At 42.3% G+C, this 24977-nt stretch carries 24 protein-coding genes and 3 tRNA genes; 21 read left to right on the forward strand and 6 right to left on the reverse strand.

Annotated features, from left to right (window positions below):
- A complete protein-coding gene (locus FV185_RS02250; RefSeq protein ID WP_067493145.1) occupies positions 1–1035 on the reverse strand; it encodes an isocitrate/isopropylmalate dehydrogenase family protein in 1035 nt (344 codons plus the stop codon).
- A gap of 316 nt (positions 1036–1351) precedes the next feature.
- On the opposite strand from FV185_RS02250, the gene FV185_RS02255 reads away from it, so the two are divergent.
- The 8 genes from FV185_RS02255 (at position 1352) to FV185_RS02285 (ending at position 8801) form a co-directional block, all read left to right on the forward strand.
- On the forward strand, positions 1352–3022 hold the full coding sequence (locus FV185_RS02255) for a DEAD/DEAH box helicase (RefSeq protein ID WP_229347198.1): 1671 nt from the start codon (positions 1352–1354) through the stop codon (positions 3020–3022).
- Between the two features lie 18 nt (positions 3023–3040).
- Positions 3041–4600 carry an ArnT family glycosyltransferase gene (locus FV185_RS02260; RefSeq protein ID WP_197457723.1) on the forward strand — a complete coding sequence of 520 codons (1560 nt, stop codon included), beginning with the start codon at positions 3041–3043 and terminating at the stop codon, positions 4598–4600.
- 58 nt (positions 4601–4658) lie between these two features.
- Positions 4659–5381: a phosphatase PAP2 family protein gene (locus FV185_RS02265; protein WP_197457724.1), complete on the forward strand. Its 723-nt coding sequence runs from the start codon at positions 4659–4661 to the stop codon at positions 5379–5381.
- 112 nt (positions 5382–5493) lie between these two features.
- A tRNA-Glu gene (locus FV185_RS02270) sits at positions 5494–5569 on the forward strand.
- A gap of 48 nt (positions 5570–5617) precedes the next feature.
- Positions 5618–6520, forward strand: coding sequence for an alpha/beta fold hydrolase (locus tag FV185_RS02275; protein WP_067493151.1), 903 nt, complete (start codon positions 5618–5620; stop codon positions 6518–6520).
- Positions 6521–6713: 193 nt separating this feature from the next.
- Positions 6714–6875 carry a hypothetical protein gene (locus FV185_RS09515; protein ID WP_156474150.1) on the forward strand — a complete coding sequence of 54 codons (162 nt, stop codon included), beginning with the start codon at positions 6714–6716 and terminating at the stop codon, positions 6873–6875.
- A gap of 90 nt (positions 6876–6965) precedes the next feature.
- Entirely contained in the window at positions 6966–8312 is a 1347-nt protein-coding gene (locus FV185_RS02280) for a TolC family outer membrane protein (protein WP_082786989.1), read from the forward strand.
- Positions 8313–8378: 66 nt separating this feature from the next.
- On the forward strand, positions 8379–8801 hold the full coding sequence (locus FV185_RS02285; protein WP_067493156.1) for a c-type cytochrome: 423 nt from the start codon (positions 8379–8381) through the stop codon (positions 8799–8801).
- On the opposite strand, the gene FV185_RS02290 is transcribed toward FV185_RS02285, so the two are convergent.
- Together FV185_RS02290 and FV185_RS02295 are read right to left on the reverse strand one after the other, a co-directional pair.
- Complete coding sequence (locus FV185_RS02290) at positions 8795–9715, reverse strand: hydroxymethylglutaryl-CoA lyase (protein WP_067493157.1); 921 nt, start codon at positions 9713–9715, stop codon at positions 8795–8797. The two genes, FV185_RS02285 and FV185_RS02290, sit on opposite strands and share 7 nt — an antisense overlap.
- A complete protein-coding gene (locus FV185_RS02295; protein WP_067493159.1) occupies positions 9712–10911 on the reverse strand; it encodes a CaiB/BaiF CoA transferase family protein in 1200 nt (399 codons plus the stop codon). The genes FV185_RS02290 and FV185_RS02295 overlap by 4 nt, the downstream gene beginning before the upstream one ends.
- A gap of 125 nt (positions 10912–11036) precedes the next feature.
- Between FV185_RS02295 and FV185_RS02300 the strand changes: the two genes are divergently transcribed.
- Positions 11037–12350: an MFS transporter gene (locus FV185_RS02300; protein WP_067493161.1), complete on the forward strand. Its 1314-nt coding sequence runs from the start codon at positions 11037–11039 to the stop codon at positions 12348–12350.
- 92 nt (positions 12351–12442) lie between these two features.
- Here FV185_RS02300 and FV185_RS02305 read toward each other — a convergent pair whose 3' ends face one another.
- Both FV185_RS02305 and FV185_RS02310 read right to left on the reverse strand, forming a co-directional pair.
- On the reverse strand, positions 12443–13630 hold the full coding sequence (locus FV185_RS02305; RefSeq protein WP_067493163.1) for an ammonium transporter: 1188 nt from the start codon (positions 13628–13630) through the stop codon (positions 12443–12445).
- Positions 13631–13814: 184 nt separating this feature from the next.
- Complete coding sequence (locus FV185_RS02310; RefSeq protein WP_067493165.1) at positions 13815–14357, reverse strand: chorismate--pyruvate lyase family protein; 543 nt, start codon at positions 14355–14357, stop codon at positions 13815–13817.
- An 87-nt stretch (positions 14358–14444) separates the two neighbouring features.
- On the opposite strand from FV185_RS02310, the gene FV185_RS02315 reads away from it, so the two are divergent.
- From FV185_RS02315 to FV185_RS02345, 8 genes are all read left to right on the forward strand, one after another.
- The gene (locus FV185_RS02315) at positions 14445–15425 is read left to right on the forward strand and encodes an NAD(P)H-quinone oxidoreductase (RefSeq protein WP_067494216.1); all 981 of its coding nucleotides are present in this window, start codon (positions 14445–14447) and stop codon (positions 15423–15425) included.
- 3 nt (positions 15426–15428) lie between these two features.
- Positions 15429–16121: a TerC family protein gene (locus tag FV185_RS02320; RefSeq protein WP_067493166.1), complete on the forward strand. Its 693-nt coding sequence runs from the start codon at positions 15429–15431 to the stop codon at positions 16119–16121.
- The gene (locus FV185_RS02325; protein ID WP_067493168.1) at positions 16118–17104 is read left to right on the forward strand and encodes an NAD(P)/FAD-dependent oxidoreductase; all 987 of its coding nucleotides are present in this window, start codon (positions 16118–16120) and stop codon (positions 17102–17104) included. The genes FV185_RS02320 and FV185_RS02325 overlap by 4 nt, the downstream gene beginning before the upstream one ends.
- Positions 17105–17113: 9 nt before the next feature.
- A complete protein-coding gene (locus FV185_RS02330) occupies positions 17114–18670 on the forward strand; it encodes a cryptochrome/deoxyribodipyrimidine photo-lyase family protein (protein WP_067493170.1) in 1557 nt (518 codons plus the stop codon).
- A complete protein-coding gene (locus FV185_RS09830; RefSeq protein ID WP_082786990.1) occupies positions 18657–18800 on the forward strand; it encodes a DUF2256 domain-containing protein in 144 nt (47 codons plus the stop codon). Before FV185_RS02330 ends, FV185_RS09830 begins: the two co-directional genes overlap by 14 nt.
- Positions 18801–18809: 9 nt before the next feature.
- A complete protein-coding gene (locus FV185_RS02335; protein WP_067493172.1) occupies positions 18810–20117 on the forward strand; it encodes a DASH family cryptochrome in 1308 nt (435 codons plus the stop codon).
- 78 nt (positions 20118–20195) lie between these two features.
- A complete protein-coding gene (locus FV185_RS02340) occupies positions 20196–20390 on the forward strand; it encodes a hypothetical protein (RefSeq protein ID WP_067493174.1) in 195 nt (64 codons plus the stop codon).
- A gap of 10 nt (positions 20391–20400) precedes the next feature.
- Positions 20401–20829, forward strand: a complete 429-nt coding sequence (locus FV185_RS02345; protein WP_067493176.1) for a hypothetical protein — start codon at positions 20401–20403, stop codon at positions 20827–20829.
- Positions 20830–21530: 701 nt separating this feature from the next.
- Here FV185_RS02345 and FV185_RS02350 read toward each other — a convergent pair.
- Positions 21531–21606, reverse strand: a tRNA-Arg gene (locus FV185_RS02350).
- 117 nt (positions 21607–21723) lie between these two features.
- Here FV185_RS02350 and FV185_RS02355 point away from each other — a divergent pair.
- From FV185_RS02355 to FV185_RS02370, 4 genes are all read left to right on the forward strand, one after another.
- Positions 21724–22047, forward strand: coding sequence for a cupredoxin domain-containing protein (locus FV185_RS02355; protein WP_067493178.1), 324 nt, complete (start codon positions 21724–21726; stop codon positions 22045–22047).
- A 20-nt stretch (positions 22048–22067) separates the two neighbouring features.
- A complete protein-coding gene (locus FV185_RS02360) occupies positions 22068–22796 on the forward strand; it encodes a hypothetical protein (RefSeq protein ID WP_067493180.1) in 729 nt (242 codons plus the stop codon).
- 10 nt (positions 22797–22806) lie between these two features.
- Complete coding sequence (locus FV185_RS02365; protein WP_067493182.1) at positions 22807–24624, forward strand: ATP-binding cassette domain-containing protein; 1818 nt, start codon at positions 22807–22809, stop codon at positions 24622–24624.
- Positions 24625–24644: 20 nt separating this feature from the next.
- A tRNA-Ser gene (locus FV185_RS02370) sits at positions 24645–24732 on the forward strand.
- Positions 24733–24977: the final 245 nt, after the last annotated feature.

Here is a 24977-nt window from a genome sequence, read left to right on the forward strand (position 1 = left end):
TTACCCTTTTAAACGCTTAAGTAATGCTTGAGTAATCTCTTTGGTGTTCGCATTCCCTCCCAAGTCTTTGCTGCGGATATTATCGACAACCAGCACGTCATGTATCGCCTGTCTTATCTTAACGCCAAGATCGTTACGTTGTACATGATCACACATCATGGCTGCAGCGGAGAGTAATGCCATAGGGTTAGCAATACCTTGTCCAGCAATATCAGGAGCAGAGCCATGAACTGCTTCAAAGATAGCTGCATGTTCACCAATATTAGCTCCAGGTGCCAGTCCTAGACCGCCCACCAAACCTGCAATTTCATCGGAAAGAATGTCACCAAATAAATTGGTTGTTAAAATCACATCAAATTGAGAAGGGTTCATGACAAGTTGCATAGCACAGGCATCTACAATTCTCTCTTCAACTTGAATTGAATTACCATAATCCTTGGCCACTTCCAGAGCGGTCTCTAAAAAAATACCTGTTAGTGCTTTTAGAATATTGGCTTTGTGAACAATGGTTATTTTTTTACGGTTATTTTTTACAGCATAATCAAAAGCGTAACGAGCAATACGGCGGCTTCCTGCTCGAGTATTTACGCCGGAGGAAATCGCTGCTCCGTGTGGGTCATTATCGATGGGAATATAGTGGTCAAACCCCACATAAAGCCCTTCAAGGTTTTCTCGAATAAGGACAATATCGATATCTTCATAACGTCCACCAGGCATTTGAGTACTGGCCGGCCTAACATTTGCGTATAACTTAAACTCTTCTCTTAAGCGCACATTTATTGAACGAAAACCGCCACCGACAGGTGTAGTTAGAGGACCCTTAAGAGCCAGCCCTGTGCGTCGAATACTTGCTAAAGTCGGTTCAGGTAGAGGGTCAAGATGTTCATTTACTGCAGCCATTCCTGCAATTTGTTTATCCCACTCAAAAGGAGCGTCAATAGCATCTAATAAAGTGACTACGGATTCAACAATTTCTGGACCAATACCATCTCCAGGAATAAGCGTTGCTGGAATTTTAGTATGCGCTGCATTCATGATGTCATTCCCTATTGTGTAGAATATTTTACAATCGTAAAGGATAATTCTTTAATTAATCTTAATTAGCCTTAAGATTATAAACCTCTATAAATAAAAAAACTTGCATCTATCTGAAAATCCGGTATAGTGCTCGCAAGTAACTCAGTTTACTTAAGTTGTCTCTGACCTCCATATTTCAACCATCGAATTTCTGGTTTGCCGGTTAGTGACATTGACCGGCGGACGTTTCCGCTATGTATCTTGTGCTCTGATGAGATTCGGAGAAGTGTTTGTTAATTCTCCTAGGGTGCACTTTTATATTGGAAAATTGATTGTGAACGAAAAAACCACTGAAATTACTTTTAATGATTTACCCTTAGACGAGCGTATTACACGCGCGGTACACGAGGCTGGCTACACTGTGCCCACCCCCGTACAAGCCCAATCTATCCCTGCTTTGTTAAACGGCTCTGATTTGTTGGTCACTTCTCGTACTGGATCAGGTAAAACGGCTGCCTTTATGTTGCCTGCCTTACATAAGCTCTCTACTACTCAAGGCGCAGGCCGTGGTCCACGATTACTGGTTTTGTCACCTACTCGTGAATTAGCAACGCAAATCACTGAGGCCGCTAAAAAATACGGCAAATACCTAAAACAGGTGCGTATCGTATCTATTTTGGGAGGTACTTCATATCACGTACAAAACCGTATGTTATCCAAACCCTATGAAATATTAGTGGCAACACCGGGACGTTTAATAGATCAAATGAATCAAGGACGTATTGACTTATCAAAAGTTGAGATGTTGGTGCTTGATGAAGCAGATCGTATGCTTGATATGGGTTTTATTGATGATGTTGAAGAGATTGCTAGCGCCGTGTCTGAAAACCGTCAAACCTTACTCTTTTCAGCAACCATGGATCGCGAGATTTTACGTCTTGCCAATCAATTACTCAAAAATCCTGTACGTATTGAGGCCACTGAATTACATGCCTCTCATGAAAATATTGAGCAGCGTTTACATTATGTTGATGACTTGGCACATAAAAATCGTTTGTTAGCGCATTTGCTAACGGATACTGAAGTGAATCAAGCAATTGTGTTTACAGCCACAAAACGTGATGCTGATTTATTAGCTAGTGACTTGGCTGGTATGGGGCATCGTGCCGCTGCATTACATGGTGATATGCATCAAGGTGCAAGAAACAGAACTTTGGATGGATTAAGACAAGGACGTTTTCGTGTGTTAGTAGCCACCGATGTTGCTGCTAGAGGGATTGATGTTCCTGGTATTTCGCATGTTATCAACTATGATTTACCTAAAATGGCTGAAGATTATGTGCACCGTATTGGTAGAACAGGGCGAGCAGGAAAAAAAGGAACTGCTATCTCCTTAGCAGGAAGTCGCGATCTCATGCATCTTAAAAAGATTGAACGCTTCACCGGTAAGTCTATTAATGTTCACACCGTTCCCGGTTTTGAGCCACAACGTCCGATTAAACCCCAGAAGAGCAAACCACAAGGGCAACGTCATGGGCATGGTGCTGGCGCTGGTGGGCGTTCCTTTGGTTCTAATAAGAATGAAGGACAGCCACGTCATTCTCAAAAACGTCGTTTCGATGGTGGTCAACCTGCCTTCTTGCAAGATGAGCGTCCACGTTATGATGGTGTTACTCGTCCACGCTCAGCCTCTGATGGTGTGTCTCGTTCACGTCCTGATGCAGCAGGTCGTCCTCGTATTGATGGAGTAGCTCGTCCTCCACGTGCAGATGGCGCAGCCCGTCATCGTGCAGATGGAGTGGCTCGTCCTCGTACAGATGGAGTAGCTCGTCCTCGTACTGAAGGGGCTAGACGCAATAAATCGATGTTTGGTGATCAAGCACCGCTTCATACCCAATCACGTTTTTTTCCTGACGGGGTAAAACAGCAAGATGGTTTCGCCAGACGACCACGTCCTCAAAACCAGAGCCAAGGTCAGGGACGTAAGCGTTGGAGTGACTCCTAATCTATGGGTTTGGAGTTAGTGACACAACAGAAAAACACCCCTCGAGTAACAGCTTTGCGGGGTGTTTTTTTATTATTGCTACTCATATTAACTTGGGTTGCCATGACCCGTTTACCTTTATTTGACGAGGATGAAGGAGAGTATGCTGAGGTGGCTATTGAAATGGCGAGCAGCCATGACTTTATTACTCCCACACTAAATGGTTCACCTTTTTATGAAAAACCCATTTTGGCTTTCTGGCTTGAAGCGCCTTTAGTCAATTTGTTTGGTGCTCACCCTTGGGTATTTCGTCTTCCCTCAGAATTAGCCTGTTTATTATGGCTTTGGTTAATAATGCGTTTTGCGCGCGAGTTTTTACATCCTCATACAGGACAATTAGCTCAGTTATTCTGTGCCTCTTCCTTAGGGGTCGTGGTCTCAGCCCAAGCGGCTGCCATGGATGGAGTACTTAGTGCCTTGGTGGCTGCTACCTTGTTTGATATATATCGTTATTTCAAAACAGGACGTGCAGCACTTATTCCACGCGTTTATTTATGGATGGCGTTAGGTTTCTTAGCTAAAGGACCTATTGCTGTAGTGATTCCATTAGTCAGTAGTTTTTTCTTTTTCTTAACCGAAAAGAAACTCTCCCAATGGTTTCGTGCGATTTTATTTTGGCCAGCATGGGTACTGTTTTTATTGATTACGCTTCCTTGGTATGTGATGCAATATCATTTAATGGGACAAGCCTTTATTGATTATTTTTTACTTCGTGAAAACGTCGGACGTTTAGTGGGAACGCTTCAAGGACATACAGGTCATTGGTGGTATTACTTTCCTGTATTACTGTTTATAGCTTTACCACATACTACTCTTTTAATACGAAGCCTATTTAAAGGTATTGTAGAGAGAAATAAAAATCCTTTACTGCGTTTTTTACTCGTTTGGTTTATTAGTGTGTTCGTCATTTTTAGCGTTGCACAAACCAAACTTCCTCACTATTTGTTAATTGGCTTGACGCCTCTTTTTTTATTAATGGGAATGTATGTCAACGCGTTAAAAAATCCACTATGGTGGGGCGGGGTAGCAGTTATTGAATGGCTACTCTTAGCAATCTTACCAAGTAAAATAGAAGCGATAAAAGCGCAACTTCATAACCCATACATTAGTGCGATGTTATCAAGAACACATGATGTATTTAATAATGAGTACTATGTATGGTTAACCATTGTTATTATCGCCACAATCATACTCGCTGTGCTATTGCGTTTTGTTTTTACCTATACGCTGATTGAGTCAACACGATTATCAGTGACGCTTTCCAGTCATATATTGTTGTTATATTTAATTCTCCCCGCGATCGCTAATTTACAGCAACAACCTGTCATTGATCTTGCTCGTTACGCAAAGCAATTTAATCAACCTGTTGTTGCAGATAATCGTATGCCAAGCTTTGCTGTTATGCTCGGTCGCCCCACTCAAAATCGTCATGCACAACAAGGAGAGCTTGTGTTTTTACGTGTTGACCAACTAGCCGATTATCCCCAACATCAGATTCTAAAAAGTGAAGGTGGCTTAGTGTTATTGAGAGTAAATTAAAATGGTTGCGCCTTATTTCTACAAATTAAATAAACATCATATTGGGTTACCTATTCTCTTGGCAGCTATATTATTAATTGTGATTTTAGCTTTGTCATTGAATCGTGATTTATTTTTGTTTTTACATTTTTGGTTGAGGCAGATTCGACAAGATGGTGTTTGGGAAGTATTAACATTTTTTGGCGATGCGGGTGTGACGCCTCTCATCATGATTTGGTTTATTGCAAGACGACCGGATTTGGTGTGGGCGACGTTATGGGCCAGTTTACTGGCTTATATGATTTCCCATGGCCTCAAGCCTCTCGTAAATGAATTGCGTCCTCCCGCTGTATTAGATCATCTTGACGTATTGGGGCCATATTTAAAATACAGTTCGTTCCCGTCAGGGCATGCGACGACGATATTTACTTGTGTTGGTTTGCTCACTTTAGGTTTACCAACACGGGGTGTGTCAACAATACTCTTGTGGATAATCGGAATCGCTGTGGCTCTATCGCGTATTGCTGTGGGGGTTCATTGGCCAATTGATGTGTTGGCAGGTCTTATTATTGGTTGGTTAAGTGCCAGCTGTGGTTTGTGGTTAGTCAGTCGCTACAAAAGTGATTATAGACGCTACTACGGGATCCCTTTGACGGTATTATTGTTACTGGTGTTGTTTAATTTGTTTGGTGAACCGTATGGGTTCAAGAATCTATGGTATTTGCAAAAAGCGATAGCTTTAATAACTGCATTTATGTGGTTTAAATTTACACGGGATTGGTATCGTTCTAGAAACGTGTAACAACTGCAAAATTAAATAATAGGTTTATCCCCAAAAAATTGGCAACTTAAGTTTATTTACGTTATAATGGCAGGCTTGAATGGTTAGGAATTCCTCTGGTTCCTTATTCTAAGTCCCCATCGTCTAGAGGCCTAGGACATCGCCCTTTCACGGCGGTAACCGGGGTTCGAATCCCCGTGGGGACGCCATCTTCTCTTCGTTATAATCAATAATTATCAAGTTGCTCTTAAACCAATATGACTAATCTTGAACTTTTCCCGGATTGTGCAGAAAAGACCTTTTCCTATGAGTCCTCCACAGGACAGGTAGATATATCTTATTTAACAGGTGGGTCAGGACCTCCACTATTATTACTCCATGGTTTCCCGCAAACCAAAGCGATTTGGCATCAAGTGGTCCCTCAGTTATTAGCGCACTTTCATGTCATTATTCCCGATTTAAGGGGCTATGGTCATTCCTCATCAGTCCCGAGTGATGCTACCCATCTTGCTTATTCCAAAAGAGCCATGGCAGAAGACCAAATTGCCTTAATGACTCATCTTGGATATCGCACTTTTTCAGTGTGTGGTCATGATCGGGGTGGGAGAGTCGCCCATCGTTTAGCGCTTGATTACCCTGATGCGGTAGAAAGACTCATGGTGTTAGATATTTCTCCAACTTATACCATGTATGAGAAGACCAACAAGCAATTTGCCACGGGTTATTGGCATTGGTTCTTTCTGATTCAACCATACCCTGTGCCAGAGACATTGATTAACAGCAATCCCGAGTTTTGGTTACAGCAACATATGGATCGAGCTGGGGGAGTAAGTATCTTTGATCCACTATGCTGGCGAGAATATCAAGCTAGCATTAATAATCCAGCAATTGTCCATGCCATGTGTGAGGATTATCGAGCGGCAGCGAGCATTGATCTTGTTCATGATCAAATTAATTTAGATGAAAACGTAAAACTCACCCAACCCTTAAGAGTGTTGTGGGGAAGCAAAGGTATCATAGAGACCTGTTTTAATCCAATTGCTGACTGGAAACACTTTTCACACGCTGAGGTAGATGGCCGTGCTCTACACTGCGGTCACTACATTCCTGAAGAAAAGCCAACAGAGGTAGTGGCAGAAATTCTATCGTTTTTTAATTAATAGTTAGTAATTAACTTGCATGTTATATCTGTTAAAGTAATACAGTTTTAAAAAAGAAAACTCATTATGGACTCGTCAATATTATTTTTTGCTGGTGGTATTGTGATTGGTTTAATTTTATTCTTCGTATTGGTTGCTCTTGGAGTAATTGATCGTTGGTTAAAATTAAAACGCTAGTGATTAGGGGATAATTGTGAATAAACAGTGGGTGTTTTATATTGGTTTTTTTATATTAGCGCTTAATCTTGCCATGGTTGCTTTTTTCATCTCTCCAGAATTATGGGTAATAAGATCCGTTGTTGGTGCGCTATCAGCTGCATGTTGGTTCATGGTATATAAATATAGACCAAGATGAGTTTGGTTCGCTGAGTTGATCAATTTTCAGCAATTTACGGCATTTATGAGATAATAAGGTTTCTAATTATTTATTTGGTTGAGTGATTGCATGAGGTTACTAACTAATACATTAACACCGCCTCTCTTATCGTGCCTTGTCGTATCCCTCTTTTGTGTGGGTAGTGCGCGAGCAGAAAACCTTCTGGATGCATATCAAGCGGCTTTTGATTCTAATCCTCAGTTGGCGCAAGCAAAGCACCAATTGGAAGCCAATAAAGAGCTAAGACCTTTAGCCAATTCAGCTTATTTGCCACATGTCAACGCCGGTGCTGATGCCGGACGAAATCGCTCTTATATTAGTCCCCTAATTGCCGGCGGTAGTCCTACTCAAGGGGTATTCCCCACAGATGCTTACAGTGTTACTTTGAGTCAGGCTATTTTTAATGGTCAGGCTTTAGCTGCGATGGGACAGGCAGATGATTTGATTAGAGCCAGCGAACAACAGTACTTAAGTGCTCAACAGGTATTAGTAAGACAGGTCACGGTTGCATACTTTGGTATTCTACAAGCTCAATCGCAATTAACCGTGGCCAATGAAGCGGAAAAATTACTTAGAAACATCAAAGAACAAGCAGAAGAAAATTTACGTGTCGGTACTGGCGATATTATTTCAGTGAATGAAGCTAAAGCCCGTTGGCAAAGTGCATTAGCAGATCAAATCAATGCGCGTAATCGACTGTCTATTTCATATAGTCAGTTACAACGAGTCACTCATCAACCGGATATTAAGAGTGTCGCTGATTTAAAAGAATTTACTCCTCTTGGCCCAAGTCCCGATGACATGGAGCAATGGGTAAATCAGGCCTTGGCTAACCAACCCCTGATTCACCAAGCTGAAGAACAGGTCAAGGCCGCACAGGCACAAGAGGAAATAAATCGACGTGCGCGTTGGCCAGTTGTTACCCTAAATGGTGTTGGTGCACACATACGTGGACAGACTTTCCCTGATTTAACAACCAATCAAGCTGGAGCGATTTTAAGTTTAAGTATTCCTCTTATTGATGGTGGTCAGATTTCCGCGCAAGTGGGGCAAGCCCATAGTCTAGAGCGCGCTCAGGAAGATCAGTTAAATAATGTCAAAGACCAAGTCACCCTGGATACGCGCCAAGCTTTCCTTGATTTAAAAAATAGTGTGGCAAGTTATGAGGCAGCCAGAGCGACCCTTGAGTCTGCTAAATTATCTTTAGAGGGAACACGGGCAGGTTTTGGTATCGGCACACGTTCAATGATTGACTTGTTGACCACTGCCACTGACTATATTCAAGCTGAATCAACGTATTTTAATGCACGTTACCAACAGATCTTGTCACGCATTGAACTTAAATTTGCGGTGGGTATCCTAAATGATCAAGACATCACTGCGATTAATCAATTGTTGTCTGAGAAGCATTCTTAATAATAGGCCTCTCACATTTAACGTAATGGTGTGAGTTATCAAAAAAACAAACAGAGGAGTCAGATTATGAAGAGATTACTGCAGTGTACTTTTGCTACCCTTACTACTTTACTTTTAGTGGGCATGGCCCAAGCAGCCTCTAATCCTGATGTTGAAGCCAAAATCAAAGAAGGACATCAATTATTTACTACAGCTAAATTTCAAGGTAACGGTCGTGTCTGTGAAACCTGTCACGTGGCAGGAGGCCGAACAGCTGGCCATTTACCTAATGGGAAGCCAATGCCAAGTTTGATGAATGCCGCAGCCGTCTTTCCTCGTATCAGACAAGGTCACATTACGACGCTTGAAGATCAAATTCGTAAATGTGTCGGTGGTGCTATCGAGGGAACTCCACCTGATTATGGCAGCGAGGAGCTTGGCGCTTTGAGTGTATACCTGACATCTCTTTCACAAGGTAAAGCTATCGAGCTAGGTGGGACTCCTCAGTGAGGTTGTGTGGGGGGCTGATGCAATTGTGTAATCGGTCCCGCCTTTAACAGTTGACTGGGTAGAATACGCCCCATCAAGTCTGTTAACTGTTGAGCTGCGTTGAGTAATTTATCTAAATTCATACCTGTATCGTAGCCCATTAAATCCAACATATGAACAAGCTCTTCTGTGGTGATATTACCGGTGGCGCCTGGCGCGTAAGGGCAGCCACCTAATCCTCCCAAAGAGGCATCAAAAGAGCGAATTCCAGCTTGTATCCCTGCTAACACATTAGCAAGTCCCATCCCACGTGTATTGTGAAAGTGAAGAGTTGTGATACCGCTAAATAACTCTTGTGTGCGTTGACTTAATGTGGTGACTAAACTTGGGTAGGCCATACCCGTCGTATCACAGAGGCTAATACCCCATACCTTTAATTGAGCAAAGCGCTGAATCCATCGAGTCACAGTCTGTTCGCTTATGGCTCCTTCTATGGGGCAACCAAAACTGGTTGATAGGGAGATATTCACGCGTATATTATGATGATGGGCTAGTGCAATCACTTCACTTAAGGTGGCGAATGACTCATCACAACTCATACGTAAATTTGCGCGATTATGGCTTTCACTCACACTCATTACCAGATTAAACAAATCCACTTGACAGTCAATGGCGCGTTGAGCTCCTCGTAAATTGGGGATAAGGGCACTATAGGTGACATGAGGTTCTCGTTTAATTGCACTCATCACCTCTTCTGCATCGCGTAACATGGGGATGGCTTTAGGACTTGTGAAAGACGTCACTTCAATGACGCTGTAACCACATTGGGATAATTCATTAATCAGTTTGATTTTATCTGCGGTGGCAACAAATTCTTTTTCTGACTGAAAACCATCACGTGTCACCACTTCATTGATGGCGATTTTTTCCTTCATTGAATAATTCCTTTCTCTTCTAGAGCGTGAATGGTATTGTCATCTAAGCCTAGTTGTTGGAGTACTGTTTTAGTGTGCTCACCTAAGAGAGGTGCTCTGTGGCGTATTGATCCTGGTGTTCTTGAGAGTTTGGGGATAACACCAGGCACTTCTATGTTGAGTCCGTTGGCAGTGGTAACTGTTTCAATCATCTCTCTTGCCCGGTAGTGTGGGTCATCACTGATATCTTTAATGGTGTAAATTTTACCTGCTGGCACTGATGCTTCTGCAAGTGTTTGAAGTACCTTTTCAATGGGGTAGAGTTGGGTCCAGGCACTGATTGCTTGATCTATTCGTTCAGCTTGCAAGGATCTTCCTTTGTTATTTGCAAGATCTGGGTCGTAAGCTAAATCCTCTCGTCCTATGGCACGCATGAGACGTTGATAAATGCTGTCGCCATTACCGGCAATTAACACATAGCCATCAAGGCAGGGATAGGCATTACTTGGGGTAATACCAGGCAACGCACTTCCCGCAGGCCCTCTGATAGCGCCAAAGGCACTGTACTCAGGGAGCAGGCTTTCGGTACAATTAAAAACTGCTTCATAAAGTGCCATATCAATGACCTGTCCTTGGCCATTATTTCTTTGTCGTTCAAATAGGGCAGCTAACACCCCGATGCTGCCTTGTAGGGCGGCGAGTGTATCACCAATACTCAACCCTACGCGAACGGGTACTTCACCTGGTTGCCCGGTTAGGTGACGCAGTCCACCCATGGCCTCGCCAATTGCTCCAAAACCAGGTAAGTCGCGGTAGGGTCCTGTTTGGCCGTAACCAGAAATCCTTAACATAATTAAACCAGGATTATCTTGAGAAAGATTTTCATAGGACATGCCCCAGGATTCCAGTGTACCTGGACGAAAGTTCTCAATCAGAATATCCGCTTCCACTGCCAAACGATAAGCTAACTGCTGCCCCTCTGGTTGGCGAAGATCAATGGCGACACTTTGTTTATTACGTGATTGTACTTCCCACCAGACCGAAGTTCCCTCATGGAGAAGACGCCATTGCCTGAGTGGATCACCTTTTTCTGGTGGTTCAATTTTGATGACTTCAGCACCGAGATCACCAAGGGTTTTGGCACTAAAGGGGCCTGCGATGAGCTGTCCCATTTCCAACACACGAATTCCAGAGAGAGGTCCTGTATTTTTTGACATAAGGTGATAAGTTGAATTTTAAGAATAGTTATTTATTTAACTTAATGCTAACCTAAAAACGATTTTTTGTGACAATCTCTATAATTAAAAAAATTTATTGCAGCTTTAAGTAAGGAGAGTTAAGTATGACACAGTCCAATTGGCGCGCAGGACTTACTGCTAAACATTGGCAAATATTATTAGGTAGCTTTCTGGGATGGGTATTTGATGGTTACGAAGCCTTTGCACTCATTGTGGTTATCCCCATGTTACTCAAATCCTTACTGCCAGCTCAGTTACTTCCTTTAGGGCCCTTATATGCGGGTACAGTGATTGGTATCACTCTACTTGGATGGGGGATAGGTGGATTAGTAGGAGGGATTTTAGCTGACTATTTGGGGCGACGTCGGGTTATGCTCTGGTCTGTATTTTTATACGCTTTATTTTCTGGTTTGACTGCATTGGTACAGAATTTCTATCAATTAGATGCGCTTCGTTTTGTAACGGGCTTAGCAATGGGTAGTGAGTGGGCTACTGGTATTTCGTTGGTGGCTGAGACATGGCCTAATCGTGCACGCCCTATTGGCGCCGGATTCCTTCAGTCAGGCTTTGGTTGGGGCACCTTACTGGCTGCCGCGGTATGGTATGGCTTGTCAACAACTCACCCATTGGGTGCTGAAAGCTGGCGCTTAATGTTTGTGGTGGGGGCAATCCCTGCTTTATTTGTATTGTATTTACGCCGCAATTTAGACGAGTCAGAAAAATGGAAGGCAGCGATTCTCTCGAAACGCTGGGGGGCCACAGGTTCGAGTCAGGTGGATTCAGGTAAACGTCCTTTTACTTTATTTCAGTTATTTCGTGAAAAAGAAGCGCTACGTAGAACGGTCATTACTTTCTTGTTATCTCTTGCTACCACCACTGGTTGGTGGGCAATTTCAAGCCTATTGCCGCGTTATACAGTGTCCTTGGCTAAGGCTGCTGGTTTACCAAACCCTGCTGAGTGGGGGGCTCGCTCAGGGCTGTATTACACTATAGGGGCAGTTGTTGCTTATCTTATAGCTGGTTTTATTATCGATAAACTGGGTAGACGCCGTTTCCTTTTTATAACTTATTTAGGCTCTCTTATCATTACTTGGATTTGTTATGGCTGGGTGCGTGATCCACAGTGGTTATTGTGGTTGACCCCAATTAACGGTTTCTTTACTTTAGGTTGTGCTTATGTGTGGATGGCGATTTATCCGCCTGAGTTGTTTGCAACCAGTGTTCGCGCTACCGCAGCTAGCGTAATATTTAATGGGGCACGGATTATAGCTTGGGTATTTCCAGTGCTAGCTGGTAGCATCATTCAGTCATTTGGTAGTCTAGCCATGGCAGCCTTAATTATTAGTTTAATTTATGTGTTGGGATTATTTTTACCTTGGTTGTTACCTGAAACCACTCACCAAGATTTACCTGAATAGAGAAACTGAATGATTGTGAGGTTGAATTAAGTGGTTTTTATAAGCACAAGGACGTGGAGCATTGAGATCTACGTCCTTGTTCATGTAATTTATTAGTCTGGTGTGGCACTGATTTTGTGGATGGCTAAATCAGCTCCCATATATTCCTCTTCTTGATCAAGACGAATACCTACTACTCGTTTCAGAATCCCATACACTACAGCGCCACCAATAAGGGCAATGATAATACCTAAAGAGGTACCAATTAATTGACTCATGAGTGACACGCCTCCCAGTCCACCTAATGAGGGCAGACCAAAAATTCCTGCGGCAATACCACCCCATGTACCGCATAGCCCATGTAGCGGCCATACACCGAGTACATCATCGATTTTCCAGCGATTTTGTACCTGAGTGAACATCACCACAAAAAGAACTCCAGCTACGCCACCTACGACTAAAGCGCCTAATGGATGCATTACATCCGATCCCGCACATACAGCCACTAACCCTGCCAAGGGACCGTTATAAACAAAACCAGGATCATTGCGCCCTATCCACCAAGCAGTGAGTGTTCCTCCAACCATGGCCATAAGGGAATTAAGGGCGACTAAACCATTAATTTTATCCAGCGTTTGTGCACTCATCACATTAAAACCAAACCAGCCAATAGCAAGAATCCAGGCTCCTAAGGCAAGAAACGGGATATTTGAAGGTGGGTGAGCTGTGATCAGGCCATCGCGTGTGTAGCGACCATGGCGAGCGCCTAACAGTAACACCGCAGGTAGAGCAATCCATCCGCCTACGGCGTGAACTACTACAGATCCTGCGAAATCATGGAAAGCAAAGCCAAAATGATGGGTTAGCCAATCTTGAATACCATAATGGTTATTCCAAGCAACTCCTTCGAAGAATGGATAGATGAAACCCACTAATATAAAGGTGGCAATGAGTTGTGGACCAAAACGCGCTCTCTCAGCAATACCACCTGAAATAATAGCAGGAACAGCAGCGGCGAAAGTAAGTAGAAAAAAGAACTTAACTAATTCATAACCACTTTTAGCGCTCAAGGTTTGTGCTGAAGCAAAAAAATCTACGCCATAGGCAATGCTGTAACCAATAAAAAAGTAGGCAATGGTAGAAATACAAAAATCCATCAGAATTTTAACTAATGCATTAACTTGGTTTTTGCGGCGCACAGTACCTAATTCAAGAAAGGCAAAACCAGCGTGCATTGCAAACACTAAAATGGCGCCCAACAGAATAAAGAGTGCATCACTACTATTTTTTAATGTATCCATAATTGATCTCAATAATTAACTATGTTTATTATTAAGCAAGAAACGAACCAAAATAGTTCATTTGAATAATCTTGTTACAAATTTAAAATTATTTTTTAAAAACATATAATTAAAGCTGTTAATTAAACAAAATTATAGTATTTTTAATAGGGTTTTTTGAGGTAAGCGCACCATTTTAATACTATTATGCTTTGAAATAGGGCATTCTTTTAAGAAACACCTCAGTGACTAATAATCCTTCATTATGTAATTTAAACCATGAGCGTCTAGCCCAATAAGAGGGGTGTTGGGGGGTGGGAATGAGGCGATAGAGGTTATGGTGTGCTCTTAATTGTTTAAAAAAAAGTGCTTGGCGGCTAATTTGCGGTTGCTGAAATAGCCAATGTCCAAGTGGCTGGTTACCAAGCTTAGCTAAGGCGTAGTGTTTAGATAGTTGAGGGGTGAGGGGGATAATGCTATGGGCAAAGACTAATGCCTCGCCATGGTGACATAACAACACTTCTCTCACTCGGCAAGGCTGTTTTGGGTTGTTTACATAGCCATATTCATCAGCTAGGGGGAAACCCAATTCATCCCGTAATACCACTACTTCTATCTCGCCAAAGCTCTGGCGTAAACGCTCTGTGAGTGAGGCAGGGTAGGTAAGCCAATTCTTTGTTTCTTTACTTACTAGCCCCTGAGTAAGAAAAGGTCGCCAATAAGAATCAATTAAAAGTCGTCTATGCATATTCTCATTATCCCATAGAGAATGTTATTCTCTATTAATTAACACTGTATTTAAAAGGATTACTTCATGGCATCTCTTCCTAGCACTATGCGCTATGTGGGCCTTGATCAACCGGGCACTCCTGACGTTCTTAAAATTCTACAAGGAGATATTCCCAAGCCCTCTCAAGGTGAGGTGTTAATTGAGGTGGCGGCGGCGGGCATTAATCGCCCTGATTGCTTTCAGCGTGCAGGTTTTTATCCGCCACCTAGTGGTGCCTCACCGATTATGGGCTTGGAAATTGCCGGTACCATTGTCAGTGTGGGTGAGGGGGTGAGTGGTTGGCAAGTGGGTCAAGAGTGTTGCGCCTTAGTAACCGGTGGCGGCTATGCTGAATATTGTGTGGCCCCTCAAGAAACGCTGTTACCCATTCCCAATGGTATGAGTTTAGTGGAAGCAGCCACCTTACCGGAGACATTTTTTACTGTTTGGAGTAATGTGTTTCAACGCGGTCGACTCTCTCCTGGTGAAACATTTTTAGTACAAGGGGGTAGTAGTGGCATCGGTGCTACGGCAATTCAATTAGTTAACGCACTGGGTCATCGTGTTTTTGCTACGGCGGGAAGTCCTGAAAAATGCGCCTTTTGTGAAAGTTTAGGGGCAGAGAGGGCAATTAATTATCGTCAAGAGGATTTTGTTGAGGTGGTGAAAGTATTGACTGATAAAAAAGGGGTTGATGTCATCTTAGATATGGTAGCAGGGGATTATTTACCTAGAGAAATCAAAGCCTTAAAAGATGACGGTAGAATTGTTATTATTGCCTTTTTAGGCGGATCAAAGGTGCTTGTGGATTTTGCTGAAGTCATGCGCCGCAGGCTCACCATCACAGGCTCCACCTTGCGCGCACGTGAATTAAGTTTTAAGAAAAAAGTACGTGATGAGTTAGTCGAGAAGGTATGGCCGATGCTGTCTCAAGGTAAGATTAAAACCTTTATCCATCAACAATTTACCTTAAGTGAAGTAGCTCTTGCTCACGCAACAATGGAGTCTAGTGTACACATGGGAAAACTCGTGTTAACGGTTAAATAAAATATGTGGCAACAAATTAATCATTTATCTTTTTGGTTGGCACTACCACAGATTGTCGGTATTGACCTAGTTTTAAGTGGTGACAATGCTGTGGTGATCGCCTTGGCAGCCCGTGCTCTGGTGGGTCGTGATAGACGTATGGCTTTATTAATTGGTGGCGTGACTGCCATTATTTTTAGAATGTTCTTAACTATTATCGCCGCAGGTTTATTGTCTTTCCCTTTTATTATGACAGCTGGAGGAGTGCTTCTTTTTTGGGTAGCATTGCGCTTAGTGAAAGGACGTCATGAGTCCCATCAGGAATCAGATATTCCAGCCACCAGTCAGTTAACACAGGCTATTCGAGCCATCGTTATCGCTGATGTGGTGATGAGTCTTGATAATGTGTTAAGTGTTGCAGCCATTGCCCGTGGGAATCCGCTCTTATTGTTATTTGGGTTGATGTTATCTATCCCTTTAATTATTGTGGGTAGTACCTTTTTGATGCACTTAATGAATCGCTTTAAGTCGATTATTGTCTTGGCAGGCGCATTATTGGGGTACGTAAGTGTGGACATGATCCTCTCTGATTTTGCCTGGCGTAGCTATTTGTCTCAGATTTCCTCTGTTAATCACACAATATTAGCTTTGTTCGGTGCATTATTGATCTTTATTTTGAGTCGTCCATCTCGCTCACGTGCCGCTAAGTCACCATGAGCCCTCCAAACGTTGCTGTTATTGGCGCTGGTTTAGCCGGGTTGAGTGCAGCTTATTATTTGCAAAAACAAGGGTTTTCTGTAACTGTTTTTGAAAAAAAGTTGAATTTTGGCGGCAGGTTAGGTTGTTTTTCTGATGTAGAACTTGAGGTTGATGCGGGTGCGCAATATTTCACAGTACGCTCACCTGTCACCCAATTTTTACTAGATAAATGGGTAAAGCAGGGTCTTGTTCAGCGTTGGAATCCCAAGATTAAAGTGATAGGTCATAGAACTAAAGACGTCCATGCAGTTGCCAATCACTTAGTGGAGCGTTGGGTAGCACAACCCACTATGGCTGCACTTATGCAGTTTTTTGTAGAGGATGTTGACCTACGTTGTCAGCATGAGGTCAGTCAACTCATTAAGATTAATGCTAATCAATGGCAGCTACAATTTACTGATGAGAGTGTCAGTGAAGACGTGTTTGATAGGGTGTTGTGTGCCCTACCAGCTCCTATAGTTACTCAACTCGTTAGTACTCTTCAACCTAGTTGGTTGCCCTTATTAGACAAGGTGGTGTTTTTACCAACACAAGGGGCGTTGTTAAACTTTGTTGAACAACCTGATTTTGATGCCGCATTCATTAATCAAGGAAGCTTACGCTGGCTTGCTAATAACAGTTCTAAACCAGGACGAAGAGCCGGATTACCGTGGACACTTCATTTTGATCAACAATGGAGCGTAATCAATAGCGCCATTGGGATAGATGACTTCATCTCTTTTGTCATCAAGCAATGGCGAGAACTCAATCAACCTAGTGAAATTAGAGATATCATGCCCTTTTCATGGCAGCATGCTATATCTCTTAACCAAGCCTTGCCTTCAAGCTTGTGGGATAACGCACTTAGGCTTGGTGCCGTGGGAGATTGGCAAATGGGTGGACGAGTGGAGGGGGCGATATTATCTGGTTACCACCTTAGCCAACGACTCCAACAAGGGTGATGTTTTCTCATGGATAGCGTTGTTTGGTTTAAAAAAGATTTACGTATTCACGACCATGAAGCTTTACGGCAGGCTTTACTGGCCTCTCGTGTTTTTTGTCTCTATATTCTCGACCCCCAGCAATGGCAGCAACCGGACCAATCCGCCCAACACTATGAATTTACCCTTGCTTCATTAAGGGATTTATATCGGCAAATTCAGGAGTTAGGAGGCTATTTACATATTCTCACTGGTGACGCGGTTGCGGTATTAACCCATGTTCACTCTCTAAACCCTTTCTCCACTCTCTATTCTCATGAGGAGACAGGTAACAATTGGAGTTATCAGCGCGATAAACAGGTGGCTAAATGGTGTGACGATATGGGTATCATTTGGCATCAGTTTCAACAGTTTGGTGTAGTAAGGAGATTGCGCTCGCGGGATGAGTGGCAAGATGCTTGGGAGGCGCATATGAGTCGTCCGCTCCAGATTTTGCCTGAGACTCATAATGGTTCCTGGTGGAGTAAGGATAGCCTGAGAGAAATTCGTATTCCAACATCAAAAGAATTGGGTTTTGAGGCTGTTGATATGCACGTTCGCCCCCGTGCGGGGCGTCATCATGCTTTAGCCGCATGGCAACATTTTCTGGAATTAGGCTCTAAACGCTATCGAGGCGGTATCTCTTCACCGCTATCAGCGCCCACAGCCTGCTCACGACTATCCGTTTATTTAAGTCACGGCACTATTAGTATGCGCGAGCTCGTTCAATGGACGCGTTTAGAGCTTGAAGGGCTAACAGGCTCACCAAGAGATATAAAGCGTCAGGGCTTACAAGCCTTTTTAAGTCGCTTATATTGGCACTGCCATTTCATTCAAAAGCTTGAGAGTGAACCCGAAATTGAATGGCGTAATATGCATCGTGGTTACGATGGACTTCGTGAAAATGAGTTTGATCAACATAAACTCACTCTGTGGCAACAGGGTAAAACAGGCTGGCCATTGGTTGATGCGTGTATGGCCATGTTAATTCATCAGGGCTGGTTAAATTTTAGGATGCGTGCATTACTGGTATCTGTAGCCTCCTATCCGTTATGGTTACATTGGCGCCAGACTGGATTATTCTTGGCTCAGCAATTTCTTGATTATGAGCCGGGTATTCATTGGAGCCAAATACAGATGCAATCAGGCACCACAGGCATTAATATTCCGCGTATTTATAATCCCATTAAACAAGCCAAAGACCATGATCCACGAGGCGAGTTTGTTAGACGCTGGTGTCCTTATCTTAAACGTGTACCTGATACATGGATATTTGAACCCTGGCGTATGCCACAGTCTTTACAGGATAAGTTGGGGGTTTATGTAGGTAGGGATATTCCTCGACCTATCGTTGATTATGAAAATAGTATTCGCGAAGCTAAAACTAAATTGTTCGAACGTCGTCAGAGTGTTCAAGTTATAAAAAAGGTAGGGGATGTGGTTGAGCGACATGGTTCAAGAAAACGAACCACTAATCGAGCGCGTAATAAACCAATATCCACCTCCAGCCATTTACAATTGGGATTCGAATTCGATGAAGGGCGTTAAAAAAGAACATTTGCCGGTTAAAATCTGTAGTGTCTGCCAAAGACCTTTTACCTGGAGAAAAAAATGGGCCAAGGTGTGGGACGAGGTGAAATATTGCTCTGAGCGTTGCCGCCATAGTAAAATTAAATAAGGCGCTAAGATGATACAAAGAGCAATTTACTGGTTTCGTCGCGACTGTCGTCTAGAAGACAACCCTTTACTTCATCAAGCGCTCACTGAGTGTCGAGAAGTGTTACCCGTCTATATCGAAAACTCCCGATTTCAAGATCATACTGAATGGGGTTTTGTCCGTCAGGCAGAGCACAATCGCGCTTTCAAGAGCCACATACTGGCACATCTTCGTACGCAATTAGAAAGACAGGGAAGTGTATTATGGCAAACTAATGGTGACCCGGTGGTCTGCTTAGTTGAGTGGTGTAGAGAGTTTGGTATTCAGCGGATTTATGCAGAAACCATTGCCGCTGAGGAAGAGGAACAAGAGATTCGTGCTTTAGTAAAGCAGGGTATTGAAGTCATTACTGTATTTCAGTCCACCATGATTGATAAGGCCTTGGTTAAACAGGTGCTGAGTTATTTTCCGATGAGTTTCACTCGTTTTCGGCAAAAGATTGAAGCGCAAAACGTTCGTTTTACAGCCCCACAACACAATCAATTACCTCCTTTACATGTGGCAGATGAATGGCGTAATAGTGAGTTTGCCCAGAATACGCTGTCTAGTACCCAAGCGTATTCAATTGATCCACGCACATCTCTTCCTGTGCACAATGGACTGTGGTTAACGGATTATAAAAAAATCACGACCTATATTACTGAAGATTATTTCAAAGGAGGGTATGCCTCCTCTTATAAAGCGACTCGTAATCAATTACAGGGTATTCATTATTCTTCTAAATGGTCGGTATGGCTCGCCCACGGCATCCTTTCAGCACGCACACTCATGGTTTATGTTGATGAGTTTGAGAATCAATCGGGTGCGAATGAGAGCACCTATTGGCTGTGGTTTGAGTTACTGTGGCGTGATTACTTTCGTTTTCTGTTTTATCAACGAAAGACTAATTTGTTTTTATTTCAAGGTTTGACTGTTAATAGTCAGGCTCAACCTCCCGCTTTTAATCAGCAACAGTTTTTTGCTTGGAGTCATGGTCAAACTGGCGTTGATCTTATTGATGCGGCCATGCGTGAGCTCTACCATACGGGTTATTTATCCAATCGACTAAGACAAGTGGTAGCAAGTTTCTGGTTAAATGAATATCAAGGTGATTGGCGTGTGGGGGCAAGCTGGTTTGAGTCTCAACTGATTGATTATGATGTATATAGCAATTATGGCAACTGGCTTTATATTGCGGGTAAAGGAACCGATCCTCGTGGTGGTCGGCACTTTAACATACAAAAACAAACCGATGAGTACGATCCTGATGGACGCTATCGGCAAACATGGCTACGGTGAAGTGTTTGATCTAGCGTTAATAGCCGTGTTAATGTAATTTCATTTTTTACAAGAAACATAAAATTATCAGGGGACTATGTGAAAACGATTGTTGCTATGGTGGTGCTGTTATTGGGTATGTTTCTGTTTATTGGTGTGACGGTGTACCGTTCGATGAGTTTTCCGCATGCTGATTGTAATGAAGTACTGTCGGGATCAAAAATTGATGTGCCACAAGGAGTGTTAGAGAGCTGTAAGCAAAAATTAGCTAATGGGTCATTAAAACAAAAATAGGAGTAGATCAATGACTGTTAATCAACGTCGAGGATTGTATGGGGTTATCGTTGGTTTCATTATTAATTTAGTATGTGACTTAGTTCTAGGTGTGAATGTGGAGGTGTACAAAGGGATTGCCACATTTAATGTGTTATGGATGATTGATGTGTTTTTCGTACCCTTTGGTGTGGGTTATGTTACTTCCAGAATATACGGTGAGAAGGGTGGGAGATATGTGGCTTGTCTCCCCCCTTTGTTGTTAAGACCACTGAGCTACCTCTATTTGCATTATATTGCTCACCCTATGGGTGATTTCTTCTTGCAACTTAATCTCTACTACTGGGGGCCTATGCTTATTCTTGTGGTTGAATCAGCTAACTTTGGCGGCATAATTGGTGAAGTAATGGCAGGGGTTTTAGGGAAAAAGCCACAGAAAAAAACCGAATTGTCGGCTTAATTGTAGCGTTTTCTCTGGTCAAGGTAGGTGCTGTTAAGCGCCTACTTTTTTATAATAAAGTGGCTTGGAGAACGCTCTCGAGGTCAGAGGAGAGAAATAGAGATAGCTGCTATTTTTTGGGTAAAAACAAGGATTTTGGATACCCAACGCTCCTTAGGTAGCGCACGTAAACGGTTATCATAGTTGAGAAAAGTCAAAAATCCCAATCTGATTAGGATTTAGCGGATATGGTGAAAGGGCCGACATACCCGTAATTCTGTATGTAAGGTCGGTTTGGTTACGGCGTCAATTGCCCTAGCTACGACTTGATATGACAGACACCGCTTAAGCGTTAGAACTACTTGTTGTGCAAAGCTCTCAGTTAAGATTTTTAAGCAGTATTGTTCTTTTTTGATTGAACGTTTTTGTATTGTTACTTCTATCTTATGTCTTTTAATGATTTCGGTTAATTAGGTTGTTTCAGCCTCGGTTTCATCAATGTAAATATTTCTTTCGATTTCCGATTCAACTTACCTTACCCAAATACGTGCATCTGAGTTTTTTTAAATATTTTGTCTTGCAAGGTAGTGATTTGCGCCTAATTTGAACTTACGATTTGCTATTTGATAGTTGCCTGATTGTAGCCACCTTAAACTCCTATGGCGATTAAAGTGTGACGAATTATTTTTTTGAATAATAAGTTTTCTAAAGATTGATGTAATTGGCGCCCTGAACACGAATCGAACGTGCGACCTACCCCTTAGGAGGGGGTTGCTCTATCCACTGAGCTACCAGGGCTTATTTTTTAATATTTTATCAGAATCTATTTTTTTAAATGAAAATGATTCTTATTTACTTGACAATGATAATGATTCTCATTTAAAGTTAACTTAACTTGTTAAGGAAATAATCATTATGAAAAACATCATGTCACTGTGTGTTCTTTTATCCATAACCCAAGCTTTATCAGCTTACGCCCAAGACAGTTATATATTAACCATTACCGACAAGGGGATTGAACCGCAAACGATTGATATACCAGCGGGTCAAAAAGTCCCTTTAATTGTGAAAAATCTTACCTCTGAACCGGTTGAGTTAGAAGGAAAAGCCTTTGCGTCTGAAATAGTTGCACCACCTAAAGGACAGGCAAAAGAGTATGTGGGGCCTTATAGCGCAGGGGAGTACGGCTTTTATAACGATTACAACAGAAAAGAAGTAGGTATAGTTCGTAGTCATTAATAGTCATGTTAGGAAAAGCCATGAAACCTAACAATTGGGTTGGTATATGTGTAGTTATGATTTTACTAACCAGTATGAAAAGTGTTTTAGCTGACGATGATTATGTTGTGTATTCTCCCCATGTGGTCAAGGGACAGACAGAATTAGAAAGCCGTGCTTATGCTGTGAGTGATTCAAGACCAGGTTTTGCTCCCAGTAATGGTTTTTTAACGTCTCTTGGCCACACTTTTACAGATTATTGGAAAAGCGAAGTTTATTTTACTGAGTATCAACACCTTCCTGGAACAGGTAACACACTCTACGGTCATGAATGGGAAAATACTTTTCAGTTAACCGATCGAGGCCAATATGCCGTTGATTGGGGGTTTTTAGCCGCTTACTCCCAACATATTTTACCAGGTATTGCTGACACACTAGAGTTTGGCCCTCTGATTGAAAAAGACTCCGGTAGACTTCAACAGCGTTTAAATATTCTTGCAGAAAAGGATTTAGGTAGTAATGCAACCATGCGCTATGCACTACGCGGAGGGTATGCATTGTCTTACCGTGTTACTAATCAATTTCAGCCAGGTTTTGAAGCTTACTACCGACCTATTGATAACGCTCACCAAATTGGTCCGATAATTCAAGGAGAATTATTTTTTCCAAATGGCAAAGAGGTAGAGTATGCACTGGGGGTATTAAAGGGCTTAAATAATGGCGCCCCGCAACAGGTTTTTATTGCTAGAATATCATACGAATTTTTTTAGTCGATGATTCATGCCCTTAGTTACTCTGCGTCACTTATCCTTGGCCTTTGGCCATCACGCTCTGTTAGATAATGTTAATCTTGTTATAGAAGAGAGGCAGCGTATCGGCTTGATTGGTCGAAACGGGGGAGGAAAAAGTTCTCTATTAAAAATAGTATTGGGGACTGTGTTACCTGATAGTGGAGAGCGCTGGCTGCAACCGGGGCTTATTGTAGGATATGTGGCTCAAGAAGATCATTTTGATGACCATAAAACCGTATTAGATGTTGTGACTCAAGCAAGCCTTCTGCATAATGAATGGGCGCCAACACATCGCATCGATACTTTACTTCATAGTATTGGTTTTAAAGGTGATGAGACTGTTACGCAGCTCTCTGGTGGATGGCGTAAGAAATTAGGTATTGCCTGCGCGTTAATTAATGATCCTCAGTTACTTGTATTAGATGAGCCAACAAACCACCTGGATATTGATGCTATTGAATGGCTTGAAAATCTCTTAAAAGAATTCAGAGGCAGTGTGGTGTTTGTGACTCATGATCGTGCTTTTTTAGACCATGTGGCAACAGATATTGTTGAGTTAGATCGAGGACAGTTAGCTCATTTTGGTCATTCATTTGCCACCTATCAACTTCGTAAACAAGAGCTTCTTGCTGTAGAAGAGAGTCATCAAGCTAAATTCGATAAATTACTGGCACAAGAAGAAGTTTGGATTCGTAAAGGAATCGAAGCTCGTCGAACACGTAATGAAGGTAGAGTAAGGCGGCTTGAAGCACTCCGCGTTGAGCGATCAAGACGACGCGACAGAGTGGGATCAGTGCAGCTTAATCTTCATGAAGGTGATCAATCAGGAGAATTAGTGGTTGAGTTGGATAAGGTGAAAATTTCCTATGAAAATCGACTACTGATTGATTCTTTTTCCACACGCATTCAACGTGGAGACAGAATTGGCATTATTGGTCCCAATGGATCAGGAAAAACCTCCTTACTCAAGACCTTGCTTGGTGAGTCACAGCCTGAGGAGGGGTCAGTTAAGTTAGGTACAAAAATACAAGTAGCATACTTTGACCAATTACGTGAACAGCTCGATCCTGAAGCCACATTGATAGACACCATTAGCCCTGGTTCAGATTTTATAGAAATTAATGGTCAACGTAAGCATCGTGTCAGTTATTTGGGAGATTTTTTATTTCCACCTGAGCGCACTAGAGCGAAAGTGAAATCCTTATCAGGTGGTGAGAGAAACCGCCTTTTACTGGCTAGACTGTTTGCGAAGCCTGCTAATGTTGTCGTACTCGATGAACCCACTAACGATCTTGATATGGATACACTTGAGGTGCTAGAAGAGTTACTCAGTGAATATAAAGGAACGTTATTTTTAGTTTCTCATGATCGTGCATTTTTAGATAATGTGGTAACGCAAGTTATTGTTCTCGATGGTAAGGGCCAAGTAACGGAAAATGCTGGGGGTTATAGTGATTGGTTGGCCTATGTAAATCGTTCTCTTAAGAAAACCGAAGATACGGCTAATACTGTAGCTACTGAAAAAAAGCATATCACTCAGGAAGTAAGAGATAAACCAAAAAACCGTCCTGAAAAAATGACTAATCGAGAGTTACAAGAATTAGAGGCGCTTCCAGAAAAAATTGATACTTTAGAAAAAGAACAACTCACAATCAATGAAAGACTTTCTGATCCATCACTCTATGTTAGCCAAAAAGATGAGGTGAAACAGTTGCAAGATCGTCTAGCAGTATTGCAACACGAGATTGAAACGTGTTTACAGCGCTGGGAAGTACTCGAGCAAAAACTTTTACGAGTAAACGGTTAAAAAGTATAATCACGTATTCAGGAGAGGTGGCAGAGTGGTTGAATGTACCTGACTCGAAATCAGGCGTACCGCAAGGTATCGGGGGTTCGAATCCCCCCCTCTCCGCCATTTTTAAAGGCTTTTCCGTGTATTTGGAAAACCGAGCAAAAACAAACCGCAAAATGAAGTTATTCCAGCATTGTAGATGTAACTTTGTATTCGAATATATTCTATATGATCTTCCTGGCTTATTACTTAATATGAAGGGAAAAGATATTGGCCACAATAAAAATAAGCATATAAAAATACCTTATTAAATAATAAATCTAGCAAAACACTGTAAATATTTTTACTAAAACCATTGGTTTTTTAAT

The sequence above is a fragment of the Ferrovum sp. PN-J185 genome (genome assembly GCF_001581925.1).
Classification (GTDB): Bacteria; Pseudomonadota; Gammaproteobacteria; order Burkholderiales; family Ferrovaceae; genus PN-J185.

Excerpts from the sequence above, each read along its gene's own strand:
- FV185_RS02250 (WP_067493145.1), bottom strand. The coding sequence starts at position 1,035 with ATGAATGCAGCGCATACTAAAATTCCAGCAACGCTTATTCCTGGAGAT.
- FV185_RS02275 (WP_067493151.1), top strand. The coding sequence starts at position 5,618 with ATGACTAATCTTGAACTTTTCCCGGATTGTGCAGAAAAGACCTTTTCC.
- FV185_RS02280 (WP_082786989.1), top strand. The coding sequence starts at position 6,966 with ATGAGGTTACTAACTAATACATTAACACCGCCTCTCTTATCGTGCCTT.
- FV185_RS02285 (WP_067493156.1), top strand. The coding sequence starts at position 8,379 with ATGAAGAGATTACTGCAGTGTACTTTTGCTACCCTTACTACTTTACTT.
- FV185_RS02290 (WP_067493157.1), bottom strand. The coding sequence starts at position 9,715 with ATGAAGGAAAAAATCGCCATCAATGAAGTGGTGACACGTGATGGTTTT.
- FV185_RS02295 (WP_067493159.1), bottom strand. The coding sequence starts at position 10,911 with ATGTCAAAAAATACAGGACCTCTCTCTGGAATTCGTGTGTTGGAAATG.
- FV185_RS02300 (WP_067493161.1), top strand. The coding sequence starts at position 11,037 with ATGACACAGTCCAATTGGCGCGCAGGACTTACTGCTAAACATTGGCAA.
- FV185_RS02305 (WP_067493163.1), bottom strand. The coding sequence starts at position 13,630 with ATGGATACATTAAAAAATAGTAGTGATGCACTCTTTATTCTGTTGGGC.
- FV185_RS02310 (WP_067493165.1), bottom strand. The coding sequence starts at position 14,357 with ATGCATAGACGACTTTTAATTGATTCTTATTGGCGACCTTTTCTTACT.
- FV185_RS02315 (WP_067494216.1), top strand. The coding sequence starts at position 14,445 with ATGCGCTATGTGGGCCTTGATCAACCGGGCACTCCTGACGTTCTTAAA.
- FV185_RS02320 (WP_067493166.1), top strand. The coding sequence starts at position 15,429 with ATGTGGCAACAAATTAATCATTTATCTTTTTGGTTGGCACTACCACAG.
- FV185_RS02325 (WP_067493168.1), top strand. The coding sequence starts at position 16,118 with ATGAGCCCTCCAAACGTTGCTGTTATTGGCGCTGGTTTAGCCGGGTTG.
- FV185_RS02330 (WP_067493170.1), top strand. The coding sequence starts at position 17,114 with ATGGATAGCGTTGTTTGGTTTAAAAAAGATTTACGTATTCACGACCAT.
- FV185_RS09830 (WP_082786990.1), top strand. The coding sequence starts at position 18,657 with ATGAAGGGCGTTAAAAAAGAACATTTGCCGGTTAAAATCTGTAGTGTC.
- FV185_RS02335 (WP_067493172.1), top strand. The coding sequence starts at position 18,810 with ATGATACAAAGAGCAATTTACTGGTTTCGTCGCGACTGTCGTCTAGAA.
- FV185_RS02345 (WP_067493176.1), top strand. The coding sequence starts at position 20,401 with ATGACTGTTAATCAACGTCGAGGATTGTATGGGGTTATCGTTGGTTTC.
- FV185_RS02355 (WP_067493178.1), top strand. The coding sequence starts at position 21,724 with ATGAAAAACATCATGTCACTGTGTGTTCTTTTATCCATAACCCAAGCT.
- FV185_RS02360 (WP_067493180.1), top strand. The coding sequence starts at position 22,068 with ATGAAACCTAACAATTGGGTTGGTATATGTGTAGTTATGATTTTACTA.
- FV185_RS02365 (WP_067493182.1), top strand. The coding sequence starts at position 22,807 with ATGCCCTTAGTTACTCTGCGTCACTTATCCTTGGCCTTTGGCCATCAC.